Annotated in this window: 26 protein-coding genes; 4 read left to right on the top strand and 22 right to left on the bottom strand. The window is 61.2% G+C overall.

Annotation, left to right across the window (positions count from 1 at the left end; genetic code table 11):
• Window positions 1-78: 78 nt before the first annotated feature.
• Window positions 79-981: a LysR family transcriptional regulator gene (locus ORL50_RS06205; protein WP_266011153.1), complete on the top strand. Its 903-nt coding sequence runs from the start codon at window positions 79-81 to the stop codon at window positions 979-981.
• A 366-nt stretch (window positions 982-1,347) separates the two neighbouring features.
• Here the strand turns inward: ORL50_RS06205 and ORL50_RS06200 are convergent, their stop codons facing one another.
• From ORL50_RS06200 to ORL50_RS06105, 20 genes are all read right to left on the bottom strand, one after another.
• Window positions 1,348-2,574 carry a beta-ketoacyl-ACP synthase gene (locus ORL50_RS06200; protein ID WP_266011151.1) on the bottom strand — a complete coding sequence of 409 codons (1,227 nt, stop codon included), beginning with the start codon at window positions 2,572-2,574 and terminating at the stop codon, window positions 1,348-1,350.
• A complete protein-coding gene (fabG, locus tag ORL50_RS06195) occupies window positions 2,574-3,302 on the bottom strand; it encodes a 3-oxoacyl-ACP reductase FabG (protein ID WP_266011149.1) in 729 nt (242 codons plus the stop codon). The genes ORL50_RS06200 and fabG overlap by 1 nt, the downstream gene beginning before the upstream one ends.
• Window positions 3,295-3,759, bottom strand: a complete 465-nt coding sequence (locus ORL50_RS06190) for a hotdog family protein (protein ID WP_266011147.1) — start codon at window positions 3,757-3,759, stop codon at window positions 3,295-3,297. Before ORL50_RS06190 ends, fabG begins: the two co-directional genes overlap by 8 nt.
• On the bottom strand, window positions 3,756-4,952 hold the full coding sequence (locus ORL50_RS06185) for a beta-ketoacyl-[acyl-carrier-protein] synthase family protein (RefSeq protein ID WP_266011145.1): 1,197 nt from the start codon (window positions 4,950-4,952) through the stop codon (window positions 3,756-3,758). Before ORL50_RS06185 ends, ORL50_RS06190 begins: the two co-directional genes overlap by 4 nt.
• Window positions 4,949-5,431, bottom strand: a complete 483-nt coding sequence (locus ORL50_RS06180; RefSeq protein ID WP_266011143.1) for a hypothetical protein — start codon at window positions 5,429-5,431, stop codon at window positions 4,949-4,951. Before ORL50_RS06180 ends, ORL50_RS06185 begins: the two co-directional genes overlap by 4 nt.
• Window positions 5,431-6,156 carry a class I SAM-dependent methyltransferase gene (locus ORL50_RS06175; protein WP_266011141.1) on the bottom strand — a complete coding sequence of 242 codons (726 nt, stop codon included), beginning with the start codon at window positions 6,154-6,156 and terminating at the stop codon, window positions 5,431-5,433. The genes ORL50_RS06180 and ORL50_RS06175 overlap by 1 nt, the downstream gene beginning before the upstream one ends.
• Window positions 6,153-7,400: an NAD(P)/FAD-dependent oxidoreductase gene (locus ORL50_RS06170; protein ID WP_266011139.1), complete on the bottom strand. Its 1,248-nt coding sequence runs from the start codon at window positions 7,398-7,400 to the stop codon at window positions 6,153-6,155. The genes ORL50_RS06175 and ORL50_RS06170 overlap by 4 nt, the downstream gene beginning before the upstream one ends.
• Entirely contained in the window at window positions 7,387-8,547 is a 1,161-nt protein-coding gene (locus tag ORL50_RS06165) for a cation:proton antiporter (RefSeq protein ID WP_266011136.1), read from the bottom strand. Before ORL50_RS06165 ends, ORL50_RS06170 begins: the two co-directional genes overlap by 14 nt.
• A complete protein-coding gene (locus tag ORL50_RS06160) occupies window positions 8,544-10,886 on the bottom strand; it encodes an MMPL family transporter (RefSeq protein ID WP_266011134.1) in 2,343 nt (780 codons plus the stop codon). The genes ORL50_RS06165 and ORL50_RS06160 overlap by 4 nt, the downstream gene beginning before the upstream one ends.
• Window positions 10,870-11,607 carry an outer membrane lipoprotein carrier protein LolA gene (locus ORL50_RS06155; protein ID WP_266011132.1) on the bottom strand — a complete coding sequence of 246 codons (738 nt, stop codon included), beginning with the start codon at window positions 11,605-11,607 and terminating at the stop codon, window positions 10,870-10,872. The genes ORL50_RS06160 and ORL50_RS06155 overlap by 17 nt, the downstream gene beginning before the upstream one ends.
• Window positions 11,604-12,029: an acyl-CoA thioesterase gene (locus tag ORL50_RS06150; RefSeq protein WP_266011130.1), complete on the bottom strand. Its 426-nt coding sequence runs from the start codon at window positions 12,027-12,029 to the stop codon at window positions 11,604-11,606. Before ORL50_RS06150 ends, ORL50_RS06155 begins: the two co-directional genes overlap by 4 nt.
• Window positions 12,022-13,566, bottom strand: coding sequence for an HAL/PAL/TAL family ammonia-lyase (locus ORL50_RS06145; protein WP_266011128.1), 1,545 nt, complete (start codon window positions 13,564-13,566; stop codon window positions 12,022-12,024). Before ORL50_RS06145 ends, ORL50_RS06150 begins: the two co-directional genes overlap by 8 nt.
• Window positions 13,547-14,494, bottom strand: coding sequence for a lysophospholipid acyltransferase family protein (locus tag ORL50_RS06140; protein ID WP_266011126.1), 948 nt, complete (start codon window positions 14,492-14,494; stop codon window positions 13,547-13,549). Before ORL50_RS06140 ends, ORL50_RS06145 begins: the two co-directional genes overlap by 20 nt.
• Window positions 14,491-15,225: a glycosyltransferase family 2 protein gene (locus ORL50_RS06135; RefSeq protein WP_266011124.1), complete on the bottom strand. Its 735-nt coding sequence runs from the start codon at window positions 15,223-15,225 to the stop codon at window positions 14,491-14,493. Before ORL50_RS06135 ends, ORL50_RS06140 begins: the two co-directional genes overlap by 4 nt.
• 128 nt (window positions 15,226-15,353) lie before the next feature.
• Window positions 15,354-17,033: an acyl-CoA synthetase family protein gene (locus ORL50_RS06130; RefSeq protein ID WP_266011122.1), complete on the bottom strand. Its 1,680-nt coding sequence runs from the start codon at window positions 17,031-17,033 to the stop codon at window positions 15,354-15,356.
• Window positions 17,030-17,575 carry a COG4648 family protein gene (locus ORL50_RS06125; RefSeq protein ID WP_266011120.1) on the bottom strand — a complete coding sequence of 182 codons (546 nt, stop codon included), beginning with the start codon at window positions 17,573-17,575 and terminating at the stop codon, window positions 17,030-17,032. Before ORL50_RS06125 ends, ORL50_RS06130 begins: the two co-directional genes overlap by 4 nt.
• On the bottom strand, window positions 17,572-17,826 hold the full coding sequence (locus ORL50_RS06120) for an acyl carrier protein (protein WP_008025124.1): 255 nt from the start codon (window positions 17,824-17,826) through the stop codon (window positions 17,572-17,574). Before ORL50_RS06120 ends, ORL50_RS06125 begins: the two co-directional genes overlap by 4 nt.
• Before the next feature lie 9 nt (window positions 17,827-17,835).
• Window positions 17,836-18,096 carry a phosphopantetheine-binding protein gene (locus ORL50_RS06115; protein WP_192307628.1) on the bottom strand — a complete coding sequence of 87 codons (261 nt, stop codon included), beginning with the start codon at window positions 18,094-18,096 and terminating at the stop codon, window positions 17,836-17,838.
• Complete coding sequence (locus ORL50_RS06110) at window positions 18,077-18,886, bottom strand: lysophospholipid acyltransferase family protein (protein ID WP_266011111.1); 810 nt, start codon at window positions 18,884-18,886, stop codon at window positions 18,077-18,079. The genes ORL50_RS06115 and ORL50_RS06110 overlap by 20 nt, the downstream gene beginning before the upstream one ends.
• Window positions 18,862-19,587 (bottom strand): beta-ketoacyl synthase chain length factor, encoded by a 726-nt coding sequence (locus ORL50_RS06105; RefSeq protein ID WP_266011109.1) that lies wholly within the window; start codon window positions 19,585-19,587, stop codon window positions 18,862-18,864. Before ORL50_RS06105 ends, ORL50_RS06110 begins: the two co-directional genes overlap by 25 nt.
• Before the next feature lie 353 nt (window positions 19,588-19,940).
• Between ORL50_RS06105 and ORL50_RS06100 the strand changes: the two genes are divergently transcribed.
• Window positions 19,941-20,711, top strand: coding sequence for a ParA family protein (locus ORL50_RS06100; protein ID WP_045061909.1), 771 nt, complete (start codon window positions 19,941-19,943; stop codon window positions 20,709-20,711).
• Window positions 20,712-20,725: 14 nt separating this feature from the next.
• Here the strand turns inward: ORL50_RS06100 and trxC are convergent, their stop codons facing one another.
• A complete protein-coding gene (gene trxC / locus ORL50_RS06095; protein WP_266011104.1) occupies window positions 20,726-21,160 on the bottom strand; it encodes a thioredoxin TrxC in 435 nt (144 codons plus the stop codon).
• A 195-nt stretch (window positions 21,161-21,355) separates the two neighbouring features.
• Here trxC and ORL50_RS06090 point away from each other — a divergent pair, with 195 nt between their 5' ends.
• The gene (locus tag ORL50_RS06090; protein ID WP_266011102.1) at window positions 21,356-21,646 is read left to right on the top strand and encodes a type II toxin-antitoxin system HigB family toxin; all 291 of its coding nucleotides are present in this window, start codon (window positions 21,356-21,358) and stop codon (window positions 21,644-21,646) included.
• 2 nt (window positions 21,647-21,648) lie between these two features.
• Complete coding sequence (locus ORL50_RS06085; RefSeq protein ID WP_266011100.1) at window positions 21,649-22,050, top strand: helix-turn-helix domain-containing protein; 402 nt, start codon at window positions 21,649-21,651, stop codon at window positions 22,048-22,050.
• A 6-nt stretch (window positions 22,051-22,056) separates the two neighbouring features.
• Here ORL50_RS06085 and selO read toward each other — a convergent pair whose 3' ends face one another.
• Window positions 22,057-23,520 carry a protein adenylyltransferase SelO gene (gene selO / locus ORL50_RS06080; protein ID WP_266011098.1) on the bottom strand — a complete coding sequence of 488 codons (1,464 nt, stop codon included), beginning with the start codon at window positions 23,518-23,520 and terminating at the stop codon, window positions 22,057-22,059.
• Between the last annotated feature and the right edge of the window lie 27 nt (window positions 23,521-23,547).

The following is a 23,547-nucleotide window of genomic DNA, read 5'->3' as shown; positions in this document are numbered from 1 at the left end:
GCATATAGCTGCCTAATGATTCAATCCAATATATTGTTCGACCTGTTTAAGAGCTTTTGCGACCTAATGAGGTTTTTCATGGAATTGCGTCATTTGCGTTACTTCATTGCCGTCGCCGAAGAACTGCACTTCGGCCGCGCCGCACAGGTGCTGGGCATTTCGCAACCGCCCTTGAGCCAGCAGATTCAAGCGCTGGAGCAAGAGGTGGGCGCGCGCTTGTTCGAGCGAACCAATCGTCGGGTCGAGCTCAGCGAGGCTGGTCGGTTGTTCCTGCAGGAGGCGCGCCTGGTGCTGGCGCAGGTCGACAAAGCTGCCGATGTCGCCCGTCGGGCGCAATTGGGCGAACTGGGGGAGCTGAAAATCGGCTTCACCTCATCGGCGCCGTTTAACTCGACCATCCCCCAGGCGATTTTCTCGTTTCGCCAGCGCTTCCCGGCGGTACACCTGAATCTGCGGGAGATGAGCAGCACCCAGGTGGCCGAGGCGCTGGTGGATGAGTCGATTGAAGTCGGCATCATGCGCCCGCTGGGACTGCCCGATTCCCTAAGCGTGGTCGAACTGATGAGCGAGCCGCTGGTCGCGGTGCTCAGCTCCAAACATCCGCTGGCGAGCGGCAGCGAGGAAGGCCTGTTCCTGTCAGCGCTGGCCCTCGAACCTTTTGTGTTCTTCCCGCGCAGCTATGGCAGCGGCCTGTACGCCCAACTGCTGAGCCTGGCACGTGACTCCGGCTTCAGCCCGCACTTCGCCCAGGAGGCTGGCGAGGCCATGACCATCATCGGCCTGGTGGCCGCAGGATTGGGCGTTTCGGTGCTGCCGGCGTCTTATCAGCGAATGCGGATCGACGGTGTGGTGTACCGGCCATTGCTGGATCCGGCGGCCGTATCGGCGGTGTGGCTGGTGCAGCGCAAGGATCAGAAATCGCCGATGGCGAGAGCGTTTGTGGAGTTGTTGACGAGGAAGGTTGAACCGCTCGAGGCGTGACCTGCTGCCAACCTGGAAATCTCTGACATCCCAAAGCCACGCATTCAGGAGCCTTTACCTACAACAACACCGGAACCCGCTGACTTGTTGGTTTTGGGGGTGGTCGGTAAGTTGGGTGAGTCACTGGTATCCAGTGATCGGGACCAATCGCCCGGGGTTTTGACAGCACCATGGCTGCCATTCGGTCAGGTTTTCCCCATCCTTGGACCCGATGGCGGTCGTGTGTGTTGTTGACTGCCCCGGTCGACTGGCCTGTATTAACAACAAAAAATCGCAGCTTTCGCCAACTCCTGCCGGGTGACAAAAATCGCCCCGTAGGAGCTGCCGAAGGCTGCGATCTTTTGGTTTTGGGCGACTATCAGCCGCTCAAGACCAGCGCCGGAAAATCAGCGACGTATTCACCCCGCCAAACGCAAAATTATTGTTCATCACATACTGGTTACTCATCTGCCGAAACTCGCCGCGCAGGTAATCGAGCTTGCCGCAGTGTGGGTCGATGTCGTCCAGATTGAAGGTATGGGCATACAGGTCACTGTTCATCATCTCGATGCTGAACCAGGACTCCAATGCGCCACAGGCGCCGAGGGTGTGGCCGAGGAAACTCTTCTGCGAACTGATAGGCATGTGTTCGCCAAACAGCGCGCTGGTCGCCAGTGTCTCGGCGATGTCGCCTTGTTCGGTGGCGGTGCCGTGGCCGTTCACATAGCCGATGTCAGCGGGTTGCAACCCGGCATCTTCAAGGGCCAGTTCCATGGCTCGGCGCATGGTGACCTGCTCTGGACGGGTCGTGTGCTGACCGTCTGCGTTGCTGCCAAAGCCGACCAGTTCGGCGTGAATGCGTGCGCCGCGCGCCAGCGCATGTTCCAGCTCTTCAAGCACCAGCATACCGCCGCCTTCACCGATGACCAGGCCATCACGAGCCTTGTCGTAGGGGCGTGGCGTAGTCTGCGGGGCGTCGTTTTTCAGGCTGGTAGCGTAGAGCGCGTCGAAGACCATGGCTTCGGTGGGGCACAGCTCTTCGGCACCGCCTGCGAGCATCAGCGGCAGGCGCCCGAACTTGATCGATTCGTAGGCGTAGCCGATGCCCTGGCTTCCGCTGGTGCAGGCGCTGGAGGTGGGAATCAGGCGGCCGGTAAGGCCGAAGAAGATGCTGATGTTCGCCGCCGTGGTGTGCGGCATCATGCGCACGTAGGAATTGGCGTTGAGCCCCTCGGCCACCGAGTTGAGCAGCATATTGCCGAAGGCCTTGATCTCGTCGGTGCTGCCCGTGGACGAACCACAGGCCACGCCCATGCGTCCGTCCTTGATCGATTCATCGCCCAGCAAGCCGGCGTCGGCCAATGCCTGCTCCGCAGCTCCTACCGCCAGGCGCGATACCCGGCCCATGCTGCGCAGCTGCTTGCGGGTCCAGTGGCTCGGTATCTTGAAGTCGTCGATCGGCCCGGCCAGGCGTGTGTTGAGTTCGGTGAACCGGTCCCACTCGTCCATCCGGCGGATACCGCTGCGGTTGGCCGCGAAATGGCCGGCGATGGTCGCCCAGTCGCTGCCCAATGAGGTGATACCGGCCATGCCGGTGACGACGACACGCTTCATCAGCACAGGCCTCCGTTGACTGCCAGAACCTGGCGGGTGATGTACGACGCTTCCGCCGACATCAGGAAATTCACCGCGCCGGCCACCTCTTCCGGGGTGCCCATGCGCTGCGCGGGGATCATTTTCATCAGTTCTTCCACCGGCACGTTTTCATCGAGCATCGCCGTGTCGATCAGCCCGGGCGCGACACAGTTGACGGTGATCTTGCGCTTGCCGAGCTCTATCGCCAACGCTTTTGCCGCACCGATCAGGCCCGCCTTGGAGGCGCTGTAGTTGACCTGGCCACGGTTGCCGATCAACCCGGATACCGAGGTGATGCAGACAATGCGTCCAGCCGCGCGACGACGGATCATCGGCATCATCACCGGGTGCAGCACGTTATAAAAACCGTCCAGGTTGGTGCGCATCACCACATCCCAATCATCCTCGCTCAGCGCGGGAAATGCACCGTCGCGGGTCAGCCCGGCGTTGAGCACCACGCCGTAATAAGCACCATGCACCTCAACGTCGGCTTCAAGGACCGCCTTGCAACTGGCGCGGTCGGAAACATCGAACTGCAGGAGGCGGGCGTTGCGGCCCAGGGCTTCAACTTCGGCCTTCACTGCGCCAGCTTCCGCCAGGCCGCTGCGGCAATGCAGCACGATGTCATGCCCGGCCTGCGCCAGGCGCAGGGCGATGGCGCGGCCGATACCACGGCTGGAGCCGGTGACCAGTACGGACTCAGTCATGACTGGACTCCTTCGATTCATCAAGATATTGCGCGGCCTGAGGCGGACGGAACACGTTCAGACGAGCGGTGGCGTGGATGCCGGGGGCATTGATATGACATTCGAACACGCCCATGCCGTTCTCATCTTCCAGCGAGCGCAGGCCGTGGATGGTCAGCTCGGTGCCGACTGGAAAATGTTCGACATTGCATTCGAATTTGCGTGTACCGAGCAGAAAACCCAGGGCGATTGCATCACCGCGCTGGCGGGCGTGGCAGCCGGCATAGGCGGCAACACTCTGGGCCATCAGCTCGATACCGACCCAGGCAGGCAAGCTGCCGTCGGGGCGGTTGAACAGGCCGTTGGGTCTTACCGTCAGGCGGGTATGAATCTGTTCCTCATCGAACGACAGGATCTGTTCGATCAGGATCATGTCGCCAGCGTGGGGCAGCAATTCGGCGAGCGGCCAGTCGGTCATGGTGCGTCTCCGATTATCAGGCTGACGTTGTTGCCACCAAAGGCAAAGGAATTGCTCATCAGGTAGCGGGGTGCAATGGACGACAGGCGATTCGCTGCGGTCACCCATTTCAGCTGCGGCAATGCGGGGTCGGGCTGGCCGTCCCAGACATGTGGAGGCAAGGCGTGCTGTTGGTTGTTGGCGCTCAGGCTCAACCAGCAGAACGCCGCTTCCAGGGCGCCAGCGGCGCCGAGGGTGTGACCGGTCAACGGCTTGGTCGACGAGCAGGGCACGCCACTTGGGAACAGCGTTGTCACCGCCAGGCTTTCCATCGAATCATTATGTTGTGTGGCAGTACCGTGCAGGTTCAGGTAGGCAATCTGCTCCGGTTGCAGGCTCGCTCGACCCAGGGCCTTGCGCATCGCTTGCAGGGCGCCGCGGCCAGTGGGTTCGGGAGCGGAAATATGGTGGGCATCGGAACTTGCACCGCTGCCCAGCAGGGCAATCGACGAACTGCTGCTGGCCGCTCGGGTCATCAAAAACAGCACGGCTGCTTCGCCGATGTTGATCCCGTTGCGATTGACTGAAAAAGGGTTGCAGCGCTGTCCGGACACAGCCTCCAGTGCCGAGAAACCGTTGAGGGTCAGCTTGCACAGGCTGTCGACTCCGCCGCACAGCACCGCATCGCACAGCCCCATGTTCAACAGGCGCTGGGCGCTCATCAGGGCCCGGGCGCTTGAAGTGCAGGCGGTGGAGATCACATAGGCTGGACCGCTCGTTTGCAGCCAGTCGGCGAGGAAGTTGGCCGGTGCGCCGAGTTCCTGTTGCTGGTAGTTGTAGTCAGTGGGAAACACGTCTTCCCGGATGTAATGGGCCAGGCCACGACTGGCTTCGGCTATGCCTGAAGTGCTGGTGCCCAGCACTACGCCGATGCGATCGCGGCCGTAGGTATTGATCGCCTGGTCGACTTCTTCGCGAATTTGCAGGGCTGCGTCCAGCAGCAACTGATTGTTGCGGCTGCCTTGCTCGGCCAGGTGGGCCGGGATCGCGGCAAGTTCGCCCTGTACGGCCGCCACAGGCAACGTACGATCGACAATCCAGCCGGCTTCGTCGCGCATTCCGGAGCAGTCGCCGGCAAACAGATTGCGGCTGACTTCGTCCTGGCCGCGGCCCAACGCACAGACGAGCCCAAGGGCGTTCAAGTAAGCCGTCATGGCGCGTCCCCACTCAGGGGTGTGACCTGATACTCCGGACCCTCGGGCAGGGTCAGTTGGAAGTTTTGCGGTTGGGCATAACGCACGTCCCAACGCTCGGGCAACGACCGTTGCGCACCGTGTTGCCACGCGGCGGGGTAGTTGCCTTGCAGCTGGGCCTGCGGTGTCAGCGCAAACAGCAGCGCGGCGAACAATTCCCGCGCTTCCCCATTGGGCGGCAGCAGGCCGTCGGCGTGCCATTCGCCGTCCACCAGTTTCTGCCGGGCCTGGGGAATACCCAGCAAGTCCATCATCGACCAGCGAATGCCGGAGCCTTCACGCTGGATCACCAGCACCCAATCCAGGCGCTGGTCCGCTTGCAGGCGCTGGATATGCAGTTGCAGGGGCAGAGGCAAGTCGGGAGTCTGCTCGGGCAACGGCGCCCGGCTGGTGCAGGCGCCCAGCAGCAGGATGCAACCGAGCAACAGAAAACGAATCATCAGGAACACCCTTCAAGCGGTTTGCGCGCAACCACATTGACCAGGGTTTCTACCCGTTCACCCACGGCTTTTGGCCGTTGCAGGCCCAGGCGTTCCAACAGGCCGAAATCCTTGGCGCGGCTCCACCACAGGTACGGATAGGAAACGTTCTGCGGCCCGAACTCGAAACCCTGTTGGCGAATCATCTGCAGATACCCGGCAGCACTTTTTTGCACATGCATCGGATGACGAAATAACCAGCGAATCACCCAGGTATCAATGTAAGCCTCGGTGGATTCGGCGAACAGCAGATAACCCCCCGGTTTCAACACTCGATAGAACTCGGCCAGGGCCAGTTCCTGTTCCACCAGGTGATGGAATGTCTGGTGACAGAACAACAGGTCGACACTGGCGTCGGGCAGCTGGATGCTCGCGCAATCGCTGCCGATCAAATCCACTTCGATGCACTGGCGAGCAGCCTCTTCCCGGCTGAGTTCGAGACTGTGCAGGTCGGCATCGAGGCCTGTGAGACGCTGCGGTTCGAAGGTCTGGCGCAGTAGCTGGAACGACTTGCCCTGGCCGCAGCCGGCATCCAGCAGCACTGGATGAGTCGGCGGAGGCTCGCTGAACAGGCTGCGCAAATCCTTGATCGCTACCCGCAACACATGGTGCTGCCAGGTGTGGCTGCGCAGGAACCAGAACCCGAAGCGGGTTTCCTCGACGTAATTGTCGCTCAAGTAGCTCATGTGGCATCCCTTGCGCACAGCTCCGACAGCATCCGCAGCCGGCGTTTGGGTTCGGCAACGAACGGGTTGCGTTCGTCCCAGGCATAACCGGCGAGAATCGCGCTGATCATGCGGCGAATGTCGGGAGAGCTGCCTGGATGGTAGATCACATCCTGGAAGGTTCCGGCGTACCAGCCTTCCACGTAGCACCGAAACGTATCGACCCCACGCTTGAGCGGTATGGCGAACTCGGTTTCCCAGTCGACCGTTTCGCCCTGCAGTTGCCGGTGCAGGACCGCCGCAGCCATGCTCGCCGAGCGCATCGCGATGGTCACGCCCGAGGAAAACACCGGGTCGAGGAATTCCGCGGCGTTACCCAGCAGGGCATAGCCGGGCCCGTGCAGGGATTTGACGTTAGCCGAATAGCCGCCAATGGTCCGTGCAGCTGTGTCCCATTCGGCGTTGTCGAGCACTGCGGACAGGCTTGGGGTCTCATCAATGAAGCTGCGCAGACAGTCGTCGAGATTATCCGCGCGGCCTTCGAAGTGTTCCGCCGCCGCGACCACGCCCACCGAGCACCGGCCATTGCTGAACGGAATGGTCCAGAACCAGATATCACGCCGGGTCGGATGGGTGGTGACGAGGATTTTGCTGCGGTCGAAGGCCGGGTTGTCGATGTGGTCCTCGACATGGGTGAACACGGCCTGGCGTACCGGAAAGTTCGATGGAGCCTCAAGGTCCAGGAGGCGCGGGAGCACCCGGCCGTAGCCGCTGGCATCGAGCATGAATTCGGCCTCGATGCGGTACTCGCTGCCATCTTCGCGCTGCACGCCGAGCTGCGGCCTGGCCTGCTCGACGTCGACGCTGATAATGGTTTCGCCGTAGCGGATTTCTACCCCTTGCAGCTCGGCCTGGTCGGCCAGCAGCTTGTCGAAATCAGCGCGCAACACCTGGAAAGTAGTCGGCTTGCCGTTGCTGAAGGTGTCGCCGAAATCGAACGCGCTGTACTGCTCGCCCCAGGCAAACGCCGCACCGGTTTTCACTTGGAAACCGGCAGCGTTCACCGCTTCGAGCATGCCCGCTTCCTCGACGAAGTCCAGGCAATGGGACAGCAGGCTTTCACCTATGGAGAAGCGGGGAAAATGCTGCCGCTCGATCATCAGCACATCATGCCCCTTGCGTTTAAGCAGGGCGGCGGCGATGGCGCCCGAAGGGCCTGCGCCGATGACAACCACCTGGCGACGTTCCATTTCAATTGTTGGCATGGGGGTTCCTTGCCGGGGCGGCGATATTCATGGGGATTCGGTGCATGCCGACCAGTGCCGGCAGCAATGTCGCGATCAGCCCCATCAGCATCAGCGCGAAGTACAACGCCGGGCTGATGAGGTGTTGTTGCAGCAGCAGGTTGAGAAAGACGATCTCACTCAAGCCGCGAATGTTGAGCAGGACACTTTCACGCCAGCGACTGGCGCCTTCAAACGACGCGCCGGCCCAGCCCAGTCCCAGCCAGTTGCCCAGCAGTTTGCTGGCGATCGGCAACACCAGCAAGGCTGCCAGCTGCACCCAGCCAAGATTGGCCATGGCGCTGTGGACGTCGATCTGCACGATGCCGAATGTGAGGATCAGCGGGATCGCGATACCGGTCTGCAATCGACTCATCCAGGCCGCGGGCAGCGGCAGCACCAATGGCACTTTTAACGCCGCCATGCACAGCAGGTAACCTATCCCGAGAATCAGCGCATTGAGCTTGAAGTGCTCGGCTACCACCAGCAGCGCGAAGAAACAGCCGCTGTGCAGCACCGGTTGGCGCAGGCCGAGCAGGCTCAGGAGCAACGGCAGGCAGGCGCCCGCCAGTGGCAGCAGCAGGCTGCTCAAGTGCAGGCTGCCCTGGGCGATGGCGAACAGGGTCCAGCAGGTGAGGTCGATGAGGATGGCGGTCTGCACCAGGCGCCGAGTTGCAGCGCTCGGGTAATTGATGTGCCGCAGGTACAGGTACAGCACTGGAATCGCGGTAATGGCGAACAGCAGGCCGACTGCCAGCGAACTGATCCACGGCTGCGCGGGCAACAGCCAGGCCGCGGTAGCCAGCCCGCATGCAAAGGGAATGCAAAAGCTCGGCAGAGCAATTTTCAGGCTCTGGCGGTCGAGGCGCAGATCGATGACGTCGCTGAGGATATGCCCCAGTAACAGGGCAAAACCGAGGCTGTAGAGATTTTTCAGCCAAGCCGGGGAAATAAGCTGGGCGCCACTCAGGCCCCAGCCAGGCTCGATCCAGAAGTACATCAACAACGGCAGGCCGACGGTTGCCAGAAGCAACTGGCTGACGATCGGAATCAGGCCGAAGTGGCGCCCGATGGACGTAGCCAGGGCGAACAAACCGAGGGCCATGAGCCAGAACAGGGCGATCATCATGCTACCGACTCCGCCGTTTCTACCGCATGACTCTGGCGACCGGCCCAAGGCGCCAGCAGGAAGCTGAACACCAGCCCCAGGCTCACCGACAGGCCGAAGTTGCTTACTGCCGGTGTGCTCGATACGGCCAGCAAGCCGAATGACAGCCAAGTGGTCAGCGCCGCCAGCAAGGTGCCCAGCAGGCTCACTGGCGCTCCTCCGACCTGTTCGCGCATGAGGATCGCGTAGTCGACGCTGATAGCAGTCACCAGCAGCAGGCCGAACAGGCTGAACAACGTCAGCGGCTGCCCCAGCCAGCCCAGGCTGGCCAGGCTGCACAGTGCGGCCAGCAGCGGCAGAGTGACGATACGCAAGGCGCCGCCGAGACCGAACGGCAGGATCAGTACCAGCACGATCAACACACAGGAAGCCAGTTTCAGCTCGGCGGCGCTGATCTGGGTCGCAGCGAAGACGCTGTTCAATTCACCCAGGCGATCGACCAGCTCGACACCCGGCAGGTCCAGTGCCTGAACCTGCAACAGCGCGGGATTATTCAAACCTTGCAGGCTGACCATGGCCGCCACGCCGCCATCATCGGTCGGCCCCAGCCACAGCGCTCGGTATGGCTCTGCCAGCGGGCCAAGCAGCGCCGAGTCAATGTCCTGGATCGGCAATGCGCGCAGGCTCTCGAGTTCCGCCTGCAATGCTGCGGCAGGCACGCCGAGATCGAGCAATGGCTGCCAGTGCGGCGCCAGCTTGTTCAGCGCTTCGCGAACCTGTTGCTGCTCGACGGGCGGGCCGACGAGTTGATTGAGGGACAGATAGCCCTGGAGCTTTTCCATGTTGACCAACTGATCGAGGCGTTCACTCAGCGCGGTCTGGCGTTCAAGCAGTTGTTGTTGATCGGCTGCCCGCACCAGGAAGAACTGGCTGGTGGGTTGATAGCCGGTGATGCGCGCGATGGTCTGGGCTTCGTCAGTGAGCTGCTGAGGGGCGCCGACCCATTGGCGAATATCGTTTTTGCTGTCGAGCTGCAGCAGGCCGGCAACGCAGAAGGCGACCAGCAGCGCCAACAACAGTGGGGTGCTGGCCCGCTTGAGCAGTGCTTCACGGCACAGCAGCATGCTTTCGCAAACACTCAAGGGCCATTGCGCAGGGCGCAGCTGCACGCCCTTGAGCAGTGCCGGTAGTAGGCAGACAGCGCACAGATAGGCGCCGATCAGACCTGCTGCGGAAAACACCGCGATCTGGGTCAGTGCTGGAAAGGGCGTCCAGGCCAGGGCGAGATAGCCGATGCAACTGGTGATCAGGCTCAGCGTCAGGCCGGGCAAGGTCAGCCGCAGGGCTGGCCAGCTGCGCCAGGGTTTCAGGCTCCAGCTCTTGGACAGGTAATGCAGCGGGTAGTCGACCGCGACGCCGATCAGGCTCGAACCGAGCACCAGTGTCATCACATGCATATGGCCGAACAGGGCGACGCAGGCCACCGCACCAAAGAGCATGCCCACGAGCACCGGGACGAAGGCGAGCAGCACGCGCCAACGGCGGAAGGCCAGCAGTAGCAGCAACAGAATGCCGATAGTGGCACCGCCGCCGACCCAGGTCATTTCGCGGGTGGCTTGCCGCTGGCCGTTTGCGGCATACAACAGGCCGCTGGCTGCCAGTAGCTGCACCTTGGCCTGGGCGGCTTCGGCACGGCTGCTTTCAAGCAGGTCGGCGACCTGCAGGGGCAGCTTCATGTCGAACGCGTTACCGGTGGTGCGCGCGCGCAGCAACACCCAGCTCATGCCGTCGGTGTCAGCGACCAGTGCACCGCTACCGATATCCAGTTGCACGGCGCCGTGCTGCGGCTGACTGTTCTGGATGCGTCCGGTCAAGCCCAGCCAGTCCTCCTGGCTGGGTACCAGAGTGAAACCGCTGAAGGGATCGAACAAGCTTTGCACGCGCTGCTGGATGAACGCTTCGGGCTGCTCGATCAGCTGCTGGCGATCGTCTGCCGACAGCATCGCCAAGCGGCCCTGCAGCAGCTGTGTCCGCAGCGCCGGCAAGTCGGCCTGCAGGTTCCACTGGACCTTTTCGAACAGGCCGCTGGCCTGCCATTGCTCGCCGAGTTGCTGCGCCATGGCCACCGCCTGCTGGCGATCAGCGTGGCCGACCAGGACCAGCATCTCGCGGTTCAATGGCTCCTGCATGCGCTGCTCGGCGCGCAATTCCAGTGCATCCGGCGCGGTGCCCGGTACGAGTTCCATCAGATTGGCCGACAGCGGCGGGCCGTCACGCCATTGCCAGCCGGCAAGGGCCAGTACCAGCAGCAGCAGGATCAGGAAAATCTGCGGGAGCCTGCGTTCACTCGGCAAAGTCATGTTGCTCCGAGTCGCTCAACGGCTGCGCGCCAGTACTGTCCTGCATGCGTAAAAGAGTGCTGTCACCTTGGGTTTCCAGCAGTTCGATGCTGTGCACCAACTCGGCCCCGGTGATGTTGATCTGGTTGAACACCTGCTTGAGCAGGAGCGAACGCGGGATCAGGGTCAACTTCCAGTCCTGGGCATCGCCGCTGAGCGACAGTTCGAAATCGCGCTGCAACCCGCTGCTGTCGCCTTGCAGCACCGCGAGGAACAAACGGTTCTGTTCGGCCCCGGCGCTCTTGCCCGGCAGCATTTGCCAGCCGTTGGCGTCGCGTCGGGCGATGCCCTTGGCGGTGATCCGATAGTCCTGCTGCAGCGGCGTTTTCAGCAGCCAGAGCAGACCATGGTTTTTCGCCAGGACGAAGCTGCCCTTGCTGGTGAGCGGTTGGGGCAGGGCGCGCAGGTGTTTTTCCTGGATGAAGCTGCCGTGAATCACCTCAGGTTTGGCCAGCTGATCGCTGAGCTGCTGCAGATCAAAAGCTTGGGCCAGGGAGGCTCCCCCCAACAGCAAAAACAGCGTCGCCACGATTTTGTAGCAGCTGACGAGCCTGCGAGGCTGCGTTCGGCTGCGCAGCAGTGGTGAATCCTGTGATCGGGGTGTATCCGGTAGATTGCGCGGCGACTGCTGGGCAGTCGGACGCAGGCTTCGCCAGCTGCTACAGGGGATTGCCGGCGTCATGAGAGTACCTTCTCCACTGCTTCGGTGAAGACCTTGGGCGACGCCAGTTGCATCTCGCGGCTGCTCATGTCGACGGCGACCTGCACGGACACGGCGCGGGTCAGGCGTTCACCGGTTTCCAGGTCGGTGATCAGGTAGTTGATCTTCAACCGGTTCTCCCATTCCACCAGATTCGCGCGCACGTTGAGCTTCTGGCCGAACACCGCGCCACGCACATAACGCAGCTGCAGGTCGATCACCGGCCAGGCGTACCCGGATTCGACCATGGCGCTGTAGTTGTGGCCGATGCGGTCGAGCAACGCACAGCGGGCGACTTCCAGGTATTTGATGTAATGGCCGTGCCAGACGACGTTCATGGTATCGACGTCGAAAAAGGGCACGAGGATTTGCGTATCGATGTGAAGCACGCCCTTGCTACGCATGCAGCCTCCAGTGTTGTTCGGCAATGCGTTTCAGGCACAGGCGCAATTCGCCCTCCAGGGCGCGGTCTTCGATGACCGGCGGAAAATCTTCGCCCAACTGCGCGTGCATGGCGGCCAGTGCCGGCGGCAATGGTCGTGCGTCCGCGGCTTTGCTGCGTAACCAGACGCCCTGGTTGGCGGCCAGCAGCGTTGCCGCCGCTACTTGTTCAGTCAGCTCCAGCACGCGAATGGCGTCCCGCGCAGCAATAGTGCCCATGCTCACCTTGTCCTGGTTGTGGCACTCGGTGGACCGGGAAAAGACGCTGGCCGGCATGGTGTTTTTCAGGGCTTCGGCAGTCCACGCACTCGTGCCGATCTGCACCGCCTTGAAGCCGTGATTGAGCATCGCCCGATCCGCTGAAGCGCCGGACAGATTGCTCGGCAAACCATGGTTGTAGCGCTCGTCGACCAGCAGTGCGAGCTGTCGATCGAGCAGGTCGGCGACGTTCGACACCAAGTTCTTCAGGCTATCCATGGCGAAGGCGATATGGCCGCCGTAAAAATGTCCGCCGTGCAGGACGCGTTCGGCTTCTGCGTCGATGATCGGATTGTCGTTGGCGCTGTTGAGCTCTATTTCGATGAATGAACGTAACCAGTTCAGGCTGTCGGCCAACACGCCGAGAACGTGCGGGGCGCAGCGCAGGGAATAACGGTCTTGCAAGCGATGCAGCGGCGCGGTGGGCGCGTCGATCGCCAGGTCTTTGCGCAGCCACGCGGCGACCTGCATCTGCCCCGGGTGAGGTTTGGCGGCGAACAGGCGCTCGTCGAAGTGTTCCGGATTACCTTGCAGCGCCACCACGTTCATCGCGGTGATGCGGGTGGCCAGTTGCAGCAGGTAATCGGCCCGGGCGTAGGCCAGGCAGGCCAGGCCCGTCATCACGGCGGTGCCGTTCATCAATGCCAGGGCCTCCTTGGGCCGCAGCACCAGGGGTTGCCAGCCAAGTTCGCGATGGACATCGAGAGATGGCCGGCGTTCGCCACGGAACATGACTTCACGTTCGCCGGACAAGGTCGCGGCGACATACGACAACGGGGTCAAGTCACCGCTGGCGCCCACTGAGCCTTCTTCGGGTATCAGTGGCAGGACATCGTGTTCGAGAAAGGCCTGCAGGCGTTCCAGCAGCTCCACGCGAACTCCGGACACTCCCTGGCATAGCGACTGCAAACGCGCAGCAAGTACGGCTCTAGTTGCCTGGGCATCGAGCAACTTGCCCAGGCCACAGCCGTGGAACGTGTACAGATGACGAGGCAGCGCCTCCACGTGGTGCAGCGGCACCGCGACCACGCAGGAGTCGCCGTAACCGGTCGTCACGCCATAAATCACCCCTTCCTTGTCCAGCAGCGAATCCAGGAACTGCGCGCCCTTGGCGATGCGCTGGCGAAACATGGCGTCGCCTTGCAACTGCACAGGCACCTGGCGGTTGGCCAGGGCCAGTACGTCTTCAATACGCAGGGGGATTTCGCCGAAGGTTACCGGCTCAAGCGTTGGCGTCGTCATCGGTCTTCCAGAAAGGGTAAAAGTTGAACCATTGTTGTGGTGCTTCGAGGCAATAGTGACCCAAGCGTTCAGCGTAGCGGCTCGCCCACTGATGAATGACCTGTTCTCGTTCACTGCGTTTCCAGACTACGGCCTCAGTGAACGGCTCGAGTGTCAGGCGATAATCGCCTGTGGGCTTCTTCAGGCACAACAACAGGTTGACCGGGCACTTGAGCAGGCCTGCCAGCAGCCATGGGCCCTGGGGAAAGGCGGCCTGATGGCCGAGAAAGTCCACTGTGACACTGCGTCCGCCGTGCAGTGGCACGCGGTCACCGGCAATCGCCAGCCACTCGCCACGTTCCAGGCGTTCGTGCAGTTGCAGCATGATCACCGGGTCCAGCTCGCTGACCTGAATCAGGCGCAAGTTGGTCGCACCGGCTTCTCCCAGTAGTCGGTTGAACTGCTCGGCGTGCTTGGTGTGCACCAGCACGTTCATGGTGACCTTTTCGCCGATCTCCGCCAATGCACGACAGACCTCGAGATTGCCCAGGTGCGCACCCACCAGCATCTGCCCGCGGGAGCCGCGCAATTTGTCACGCAGCAGGGCGGGATCGATGATTTCAATCTGCTCGATGCTCAGCTTGCCGTTCCAGACGTCGAGCTTGTCGAGCATCGAATCGGCAAACGCCATGAACTGGCCAAACACCCGCCAGTGAGTCGGACGCAGGTCGTTGCGACCGCTCCAGTCTGCTAGCCGCTGCTGGTATTGCCAGGCGCTGTGGCGAGCACTTCGGCCGAAGAGGAAAAAGTACAGGACGATGCCATACAACATCGGGCTCAATAGGCGCCGGCCCAGCACTCGCGCACCGACTGCGGTGAGCTTCATCAGCCAGAAACTGCCGCGCTCCTCACGGTCGGCCCAATGTTCTTTGTCGGCGTGGCGGCTCATGTGCGCCACCGCTGCCAGAGAATCAACGGAGCTCGTAGCAACATGCCGAAGAACAGTCGCGTGTGCATGCTCGAAATCAATACGTTGTCGTGGAACAGCCGAAAGTGCGAAACGCCATCCAGCGGATAATGCACGCGGGTAGGCAGCCACCGCATCGGTTGATTGCGCCAGGCCAGTCGCACCAGAATGTCCGAGTCGAAATCCATGCGCTTGCCGATTTTTGCCGAGTCGATCAAAGCCAATGTGGGCGGCAACGGATATACGCGAAAGCCGCACATCGAGTCGCGAATCTGCAAAGACAGCGTGTTGATCCAGACCATGACGTGGGTCAGGTAACGCGCGTACAGGCGGCCTTTAGGCACGCTGGCGTCGTACTGCGGATAGCCGCAGATCACCGCCTCGGGATGCGCGCGAGACTGCTCGATGAATATGTCGATGTCCAGCAGATCGTGCTGGCCGTCGGCGTCCACCTGCAACGCATGAGTGAAGCCCAGTCGCGAAGCTTCACGCAGGCCCGTCATGACTGCGCCACCTTTGCCCTGGTTGGCGGCCAGGCGAATCAGGAACACCTGCTCGCGCAGCGCCAGGTGATTGAGCACTGTTGCGCAGGAAGGAGCGCTGGCATCGTCTACCAAAATGCAGGGAAGACCGCTGCGCAGCACTGCCTCGACCACCGTGGTAATGGCGGTTTCATGGTTGTACACCGGGATGACCGCGCAGGGCTTATGCATGCACACGCTCCCCGTAGCAGCTGCCGAAGGCTGCGTTCGAGTGCGAAGCGCTCGCGCTCAATGGGAGTCTGGGACGACCGCTGCGCGCTCGAACGCAGGCTTCGCCAGCTGCTACAGGACAGAGAAATTTAATCACGGGTCGCCTCCAGCAGAATTCGCCCACTGGAACAGGTCGCGGTTTCATTGCGATAGGCGAAATACAGCTTGCCGCGCACCGGATCAAAACGCAGGTGCAACTGGACCTGATCCCCCGGGCGCACCAGTTGCTGAAATTTCAGTACTTCCATGCCGGCGAATTTTTCCGGCAGATTCATTAAGCGCTGGCCAAGGGCAAGCGCCCAATCAACCTGCACCACACCGGGCAACACCGGCGCCTTGGGGAAATGGCCGCTGAAGTACGCGAGGTCCGGCGGCACCGCCAATTGCAGGCTCCACTCGCCGTGGGCTTCGATCTGCTCGAGCACTTCCGGCAACTTCGGCCGAGCCGCCAGCAATAATGCCTCGACATCCGCCTGGGGTAGCTTGCCCTGGCTGTTGAAGGGCAGTTGCCGCAGTAAACGCCAGCGCCGCGGCAATGCCAGGGTCTCGCAGTGCTGACTCAAGTGCCTGCGCAGTTCTTCCGTAAGGCTGCGCCGGCCCTGATTGCGCAAAGCCTGCAGCCCTGACTCGCTCAATACCAGCAGCGCGCCTAGCGACGCACGGTTTTCCTGAATCACGCCGAGGCGCGTTTCGGCAACCCAGTCATGGCTGAGCAAAGCCTGTTCGAGCATCGGTAGCGAGATACGTTTTTCTTCCAGTTTGACGATTCGGTCCAGTCGCCCCAGCAACTCGAAACGGCCGTCGGCAGCGATCTGCGCAGCATCCGCAGTGTGTTCAACGTGCCCGCAGGGCATGTAGGGCGAGCTGATGAGCAACGCGCCGTCACTGTCCTGCGCCAGTTCGACCTCGGCAAATGGCTGCCACAGCTCATCAGCCTGGCGCCAGGCAATACCGCCGGTTTCCGAACTGCCGAGAATCTCCGTCGGCCATTGCTGCAGGCGCTGGAACAGGCTCTGTGCGGCCTCGAGTGGCAAGGCACCGCCAGAAGAAAATACCCGGCGCACTGCGCTCAAGGCGGGCCAGTCAAGGTTGTCGCCCATGCGCTTGAGCAGCGCCGGGCTGGCGACCCAGGCGAATGACGGATATTCGCGGCTGGCGCGCTGCAGGTCCTCCGGGAACGCCAACTGCTTGCGTACGAACGGTCGACCCGCGCACAGCGGCCACAGCACTCGAAAAAGCAGGCCATAGATGTGCTGGGTAGCGACGCTGCCGATGATGCACGCGTGGCCAAGGCCCTCGCCCCACAGGGTCTCCAGGGCCAGCACTTCATTGGCCAGCTGGCGCAGATTTTTGTCGATGCGCTTGGGCTCGCCGCTGGAACCGGACGTGCACAGGCTGAGTTGACAGAGGTCCAGGTCGAGTTCGGCGGCGCTCAGGGGCGCGTCCGGGTAATCGTCCAGATGAGCGTCGTCGGCGAGGTCGGTCAGCCACAGGTCTACTTCCGGCGACCAGCGTTGGCGGGTTCCGGGTTGCAGGTCGGCGGGCAGCAACACACTGACGCCGGCGCGCCAGGCGCCAAGCAAGGCGACAGCCAGGTCAGCGGCGTCTTCCAGGTGCACGGCAACGTGCCGTACTCCCTGGCGTTCAAGACCGGCAGCCAGACGCAGTGCGCGTTCGCACAGCTGGGCATGGTTCAGCGCCGGCTCGGCCGTGACGGCGCGCTCCGGCTGAGCCTTGAGCAACAAGTGCTCAAGTTTTATCCAGTTCATGGGTGGCCTCGTACCCGTTGTCGTATCAGCCATTCAATGGCAAACAGCAGGCCCATCAATCCATAGGAGATCAGGCCGGTGTACAACATCCACCAACTCAACGGTGCCCAAAGCGTCAGGGCTGTCGCGAGCAAGCCGTTACAGAAAAAAAACACGCTCCAGGCGATCGTCACCTGGCGGGTATAAACAATCGCCTTCGCTGGCAGGTGCGGCTCACGCAAGCGCGCCAGCCGCTCGACCATCGGCGGGCCGTATTTCAGGCTCAGACCAAACAAACCGAGCATGAACGCGCTGATCAGTACCGGATACCAGCGCAACAACAGCGGACTGTCGAACCAGGCAAGCAGCAGGCAAAAGATGATCGCGATAACGGCCATCCACAGGCTGCCGGGCTTGCGTGGGCCGAGCAGCGCCCGCGCCAGCCACAGGCTTCCCAGCAGCAGGCCGAACTGCCAAGGGGCAAAGTGTTCCATGCCGAAATACACCGCGAAGGGGTACAGCAGGCCTGCCAGCAGCAGGCCGAGGCCGATCAGTCGCCTCATGCGGCCGGTTGAACCAGGCGATACACCGCCTCGACCACGTCACTGACGGTACGCACCGATTTGAACTCCTCGGCGGCGATCTTCTTGCCGGTCTGGCGTTTGATGTGATCGATCAGGTCCACGGCGTCGATGCTGTCGATTTCCAGGTCCTGGTACAGGTTGGAATCGAGGCTGACGCGTTCCGGGTCCAGCTCGAAGAGTTCGACCAAGGCATCGCGCAAGGTGTTGAAAATATCGTCACGAGTTTGCATGGTCCGGTCTCAAGCTGCCTGTTTTGCAGTAACGAACGCCGCAAGGCTCGCCACATTGCTGAAATGATTGCGCGTGTCTTTGGCGTCAGCGTCGATCTTTATGCCGTATTTTTTCTGGATCGCCAGGCCAAGTTCCAGGGCATCGACCGAATCCAGGCCCAGGCCTTCGCCGAACAGGGTCTGGTCGTCCCCGATGTCTTGGACGCTGATGTCCTCAAGGCCGAGTGCATCGATGATCAGTTCTTTGATTTCACGGTGTAGATCGCTCATCTTCGGCGAGCTCCTTGATGTAGTAGGAATGCAAATAATCGTTGAGCTTGCGCGAGGCTTGCGGTGCAGGGCCGCAGGCGGCAAAGGCCTGTGGATCTATATCGGCCCCGACATGGAAACTGAAGTGCACGCGGCGTTTGGGGATCCGATACCAAGGTTCGGCCTTGGTCAACGTGGTGGGGTTGACCTTGATGGTGACCGGGGTGAGGATTTTCGCACCGCGCAGGGCGATTGACGCGGCGCCCCGATGAAAGGCCGGCGATTCGCCTGGCTGGGTGCGGGTCCCTTCGGGAAAGATGATCAGCGTCTGGCCGCTTTTCAGTGCGTCGGCGGCGGTGTCGAGCATATCCATGCTGCCGTCGTTGCTGATGTATTCGGTGCTGCGCAGCGGGCCGCGAGTGAAGGGGTTTTCCCACAGGCTTTGCTTGACCACACAGTTGGCATGGCGCACCAGGCCGATCAGGAACACCACATCGATCAGCGAGGGGTGATTGGCAATGATCATCTGCCCGGGCCTGCCGAGTTTTTCGGCGCCCTGGATATCGTAGGTCAAGACACCAGCCCGGGCCATGAACCGCACGAAAAACCAGAAGCAGCGACTCACGGTACGCCGCGCGCGTAGCCTGTGGGTCTGTGGATCACCCGGCAGGCAAGCGAGCATGGGGAAGATTACCAGGCGCAGGCACAGCCCGCCCAACCCGAACAGGGTGAAGCTTGCGGCGGTCGCCAGCAGCCGCCAGTAATAGGCGTCGCGGCTCTTTTCGGTCAAGGATTGCGTTGCCAGGTCCATACACGATTTTTCCAGGCATGTTGGCAGGTAGTCTGCTGGCCGAGCAGGGTACGCAAGAGATTCAGGGCATGTGGCCAGTGAGCTTTTGACAATGCATTCGGAGTGCTGTTCAGGCACAGCTGCCAATCGTTGCCGGGGGTGATCAGCAAGCCCAGCGCGTAGGGGAACGGCACGTCGTCGATCCACTGGGAATAGGCTTGCGGCGGCGTTTCTTCGGTAATCACCAGCAACACGGCAGGTGCGCCTTCGTCGATCAGTGCCACCGCCTCGAGCATGCCGTGTTCAAGTCCGTCACCGGCCGCTGCCAGCGCGGTCATTTCACTGGTTTCACCGCGCATGATCGACCACAGCCCAATGATCGCGTTGTGCACGGACAAGCTGAACTGGGTCGGTGACAGCGGTTGGTCGGCGGCCAGGTCGCTAAGAATGTCGAAAGTGCGCGGAGTTTCGCCATGACGGGAAACAAACACCAACGGCAGGTCTTGTCGACCATCGGCCAGTGGCCAGCCAACACTGAAGGCCATGCGCGCCAGGCGACTGAGCCGGCGCCGCTGCATGGCGGGCAGGAAGGAGACGTCCGGCGCTGCATCGCTGGCCTGCAGGACCACCGGTTGGCGACTCCAGGCTTGCCAATCGTCCACGCTTTCGAGCCCGGGGGCCCACGCGCGCCATTGGGCGATGTTGAATTTGATCACAGACATTCATCCCGCCCCGAGGGCTTTTTTGACGCGGTGAGTCACGAAACCAGCGACAAACATGGCGCGGCGTCAAGCGCCAGGTGGCGCGCATTATCCGGGTGCAGCCGGTGGGTAGCAAATGCAGGTTACATTTTGCTCAAGGAAATGTACCGCCTGGTTCGTGCTTAGGTGCATATGGTCATTATTCACACCAGGACACAGCCTGTCTGTCGGCTCGATCTGCTCGTCCTGCCTGGGCTTGCCGCGTTTTTATTAGGATATTTCGCCTGACCCTGTAGTCCTCTTCCCAACGAGGTAGCGAAGCGACGCTCGGGACCACTACACTCGGTCATTCTTTGATACACGGAGGTTTTGACATGCGGCGCGTGGTGTTTAATCAAAAAGGTGGCGTAGGCAAATCCAGCATTGCCTGCAATCTGGCGGCGGTCAGCGCCAGCGAGGGTTATCGCACCCTATTGGTGGATCTCGATGCCCAGGCCAACTCTACTCAGTATCTGACCGGCCTCACCGGCAATGACATCCCGATGGGGATTGCCGATTTCTTCAAGCAGACGTTGTCCTCCGGACCGTTCTCCAAGAAAAACCAGGTCGATATCTACGAGACTCCCTTCGATAACCTCCATGTGATTACCGCCACGGCTGAACTGGCGGATCTGCAGCCCAAGCTCGAGGCTAAACACAAGATCAACAAGCTGCGCAAATTGCTGGACGAGCTGTCCGAGGATTACGACAGAATTTATCTGGATACGCCGCCAGCGCTGAACTTTTATGCAGTTTCGGCGCTGATTGCCGCTGATCGCGTGTTGATCCCTTTCGATTGCGACAGCTTCTCGCGCCAGGCGCTGTATGGCCTGTTGGCGGAGATCGAAGAATTGAAGGAAGACCACAATGAAGGTCTGGAAGTGGAAGGCATCGTGGTCAACCAGTTCCAGGCGAGGGCGAGCCTGCCCCAGCAGATCCTTGACGAGTTGATCGCCGAGGGATTACCGGTGCTGCCGGTATACCTGGGCACCTCGGTGCGCATGCGTGAGTCGCACCAGGCCAACACGCCGCTGATCCATCTGGATCCGCGGCACAAGTTGACGCAGCAGTTTGTGGAGTTGCATAACCTGCTCGAAAACGCCTGAAGATCAAAAGGTCGTCAGATCCCCTGGCTACGCAGCCAGTTCATCAACTGCGGTAAAGGAAGCGCTCCGCTCTGGCGCGCCACTTCCCGACCGTTCTTGAACAGAATCAGGCTGGGGATCGAGCGAATTCCCAGCTGCGCCGACAAGTGCTGGTTCGCCTCGCTATCCAGCTTGGCCAGCCGGCACTTTCCCGCCAACTGCGCAGCCGCCTGCTCGAACACCGGCGCAAACGACTTGCACGGCCCACACCAGTCAGCCCAGACGTCTACCAGCAGCGGCAGATCACCCTTGATCTGGCTGGCGTAATCACTCTGTTTCAGCTCAAAAGGTCTCGTTAACAAGACCTGAGCCTTGCAGCGGCCGCATTTCGGCTGGTCCGCGAGGCGCTCCGCAGGGATGCGATTGAGCCCGTTGCAGTGGGGGCAGGGAATGAGAAGTGGTTCGGTCATGAGCAAGGATCCTGATGGGAAGCCGATACCTTTATTTGGAGACGTTTACTCATATTTTCAATCGTGCAGCGCTCGACGATGAAACTAGGCTGAGTCGAACCGAGGCAGACCGTCGGTCTGTTGGTGAATATCGCAACTTGCGATATTTCCAGGTTGTGATTAACTCCCCATAGCAAAATGCGATAAGGATGTTGCATGCATGTCATTACTGAAAAACGCATACGTGAAGCCAAGTCCAAATGGCCAATGGCAGGCAGCGCACTTGATCAGTGGTATCAGTTGGCCAAAAAGAATCATCCTGCGGATTTCGCCGCAATGAAGAGCGTGTTTCCCGCAGTCGACAAGGTGGGTGAATTGCATGTGTTCGACATCGGTGGCAACAAGCTACGGCTGATTGCCTACGTCCGGTACCGGGCTCAGAAACTGTACATCAAGCATGTGCTGGATCACCGCGAGTATGACCGCGGTAAATGGAAGGAGATTTGAACATGAGTATTTTGATCAAAAGGGCTGCAGAGCACTGGGAATTCGTCTCGCCACTGCTGCGCAAGCCAAAGAATGAAGCTGATTATGACTCGTTGGTCCAAGCGCTGGATGAGCTGCTGGCCATGACCGGCGGTGATGAGTCCCATCCGCTGATGAGCCTGGTGGATATCATCGGCGACTGGATCGAGGAGTGGGATCTTAAACATCACCCGATGCCGAAACCGAGTGGTGTCGAAATGCTCGGTTACTTGATGCGCGAGCACGGCCTTAGTCAGAGCCAATTACCCGGTATCGGAGCGCAGTCGGTCGTATCGGAGATCTTGAGCGGCAAGCGTCAGCTCAACCTGCGGCAGATCCGCTGGCTGGCTGAACGCTTCGGGGTGTCAGTCGAGACGTTTATCTGACCACCATCACGATGAACAGCTGATCTCCAGGTGTTTGCCCCACTCCGGCGGCCGTTCAGCGTAAGCCTCCATGCCAGGCTGCTGCTCAAACGGATTACTCAGCACTGCGTGCAGACGGCGAACCTCTGAATAATCGCCGCTCTCAGCAGCATCGATGGCTTTCTGCGCCAGGTAGTTGCGCAAGATATAAAGCGGGTTGACCGCATGCATGCGTTGACGGCGCAGCTGTTGATCCGCGTCGCCATCACGGGCAACCCGGGCGACGTACAGCTCTGCCCAGGTATCGAAGCCCTTGATGTCGACAAAGTCGTCACGCAGGCGGGCGACTGCATCTTGTGCTGAATCTTCCCCCAGGCGGCGGAAGAACAGAGTGTAGTCGACTGCGCTGTTCTGCATCAGTTGCAGCAACTGTTCCAGCAGTTTCTGGTCATCGTCCTCGGCGGTGGTCAAGCCGAGTCGGCGACGCATCAGGTCCAGGTAGTGGGCCTGGTACAGCGGCAGATACAGGCCGAGGGTTTCGCGCAGGGCTTCCACGCTGATGAACGGTGTCAGCGCCTGGGCGAGGGCACTGAGGTTCCATTGGCCAATCGGTACCTGGTTGCTGAACGAGTAGCGGCCCTGATCATCGGAATGGTTGCAGATGAAGTTGGCGTCGAAGTCGTCGAGAAACGCGAAGGGCCCGAAGTCGAAAGTGATGCCCAGGATCGACATGTTATCGGTGTTCATCACCCCGTGGCAGAAGCCGTAGGCCTGCCACTTGGCGATCAGCTCGGCATTGCGCTCGACGATCTCGCGAAACATGGCCAGGTAGGGTTCCGGCTGTTCCAGGCATTCAGGAAAGTGCATGGAAAGCACGTGCTGGCCCAGTTCGTTCTGCTGCTCGGGGCGCTTGGTGTAGTAGAAATATTCGAAATGCCCGAAGCGGATGTGGCTGGGTGCCAGGCGCAGGACCATGGCCGCACGTTCCTGCTTCTCGCGCCAGACCGGGGTGTCGGAGGCGATCACGCACAGGGCGCGGGTAGTGGGGATGTTCAGGGCGTGCAGTGCTTCCGAGGCGAGAAATTCGCGGATCGAGGAACGCAGGACTGCGCGGCCATCGCCCATACGCGAAAACGGAGTCTGGCCGGCGCCCTTGAGGTGCAGGTCCCAGTGCTCACCGGCCTGGTTATAGACCTCGCCCAGCAACAGCCCGCGCCCGTCACCCAGCTGAGGATTGTAGGAGCCGAACTGATGGCCAGAATACACCATCGCCCTCGGCACTGCGTCGGCCCAGAGCTTGTGGCCACTGAACAACTCGGCAAATTCCGGGGTCTGGGCCTCGGCCGGGTCGAGGTCGAGCAACGCCATGGCCGCAGGGCTGGCCACCACCAGGCGTGGATTGTCGATCGGCTCAGGCAGCACATGAGCAGAAAACGCATCGCCCAGGCGGGCGAAGCGGTTATCGAAGGTCAGTTCGTCGAGGGCTTTCACCGGCCATCTCCAGCAGAATGTCCGAGC

This window comes from Pseudomonas sp. RIT-562, assembly GCF_026241895.1.
Lineage (GTDB): Bacteria > Pseudomonadota > Gammaproteobacteria > Pseudomonadales > Pseudomonadaceae > Aquipseudomonas > Aquipseudomonas mandelii_F.
This window is presented reverse-complemented; position numbering and strand designations above follow the sequence as displayed.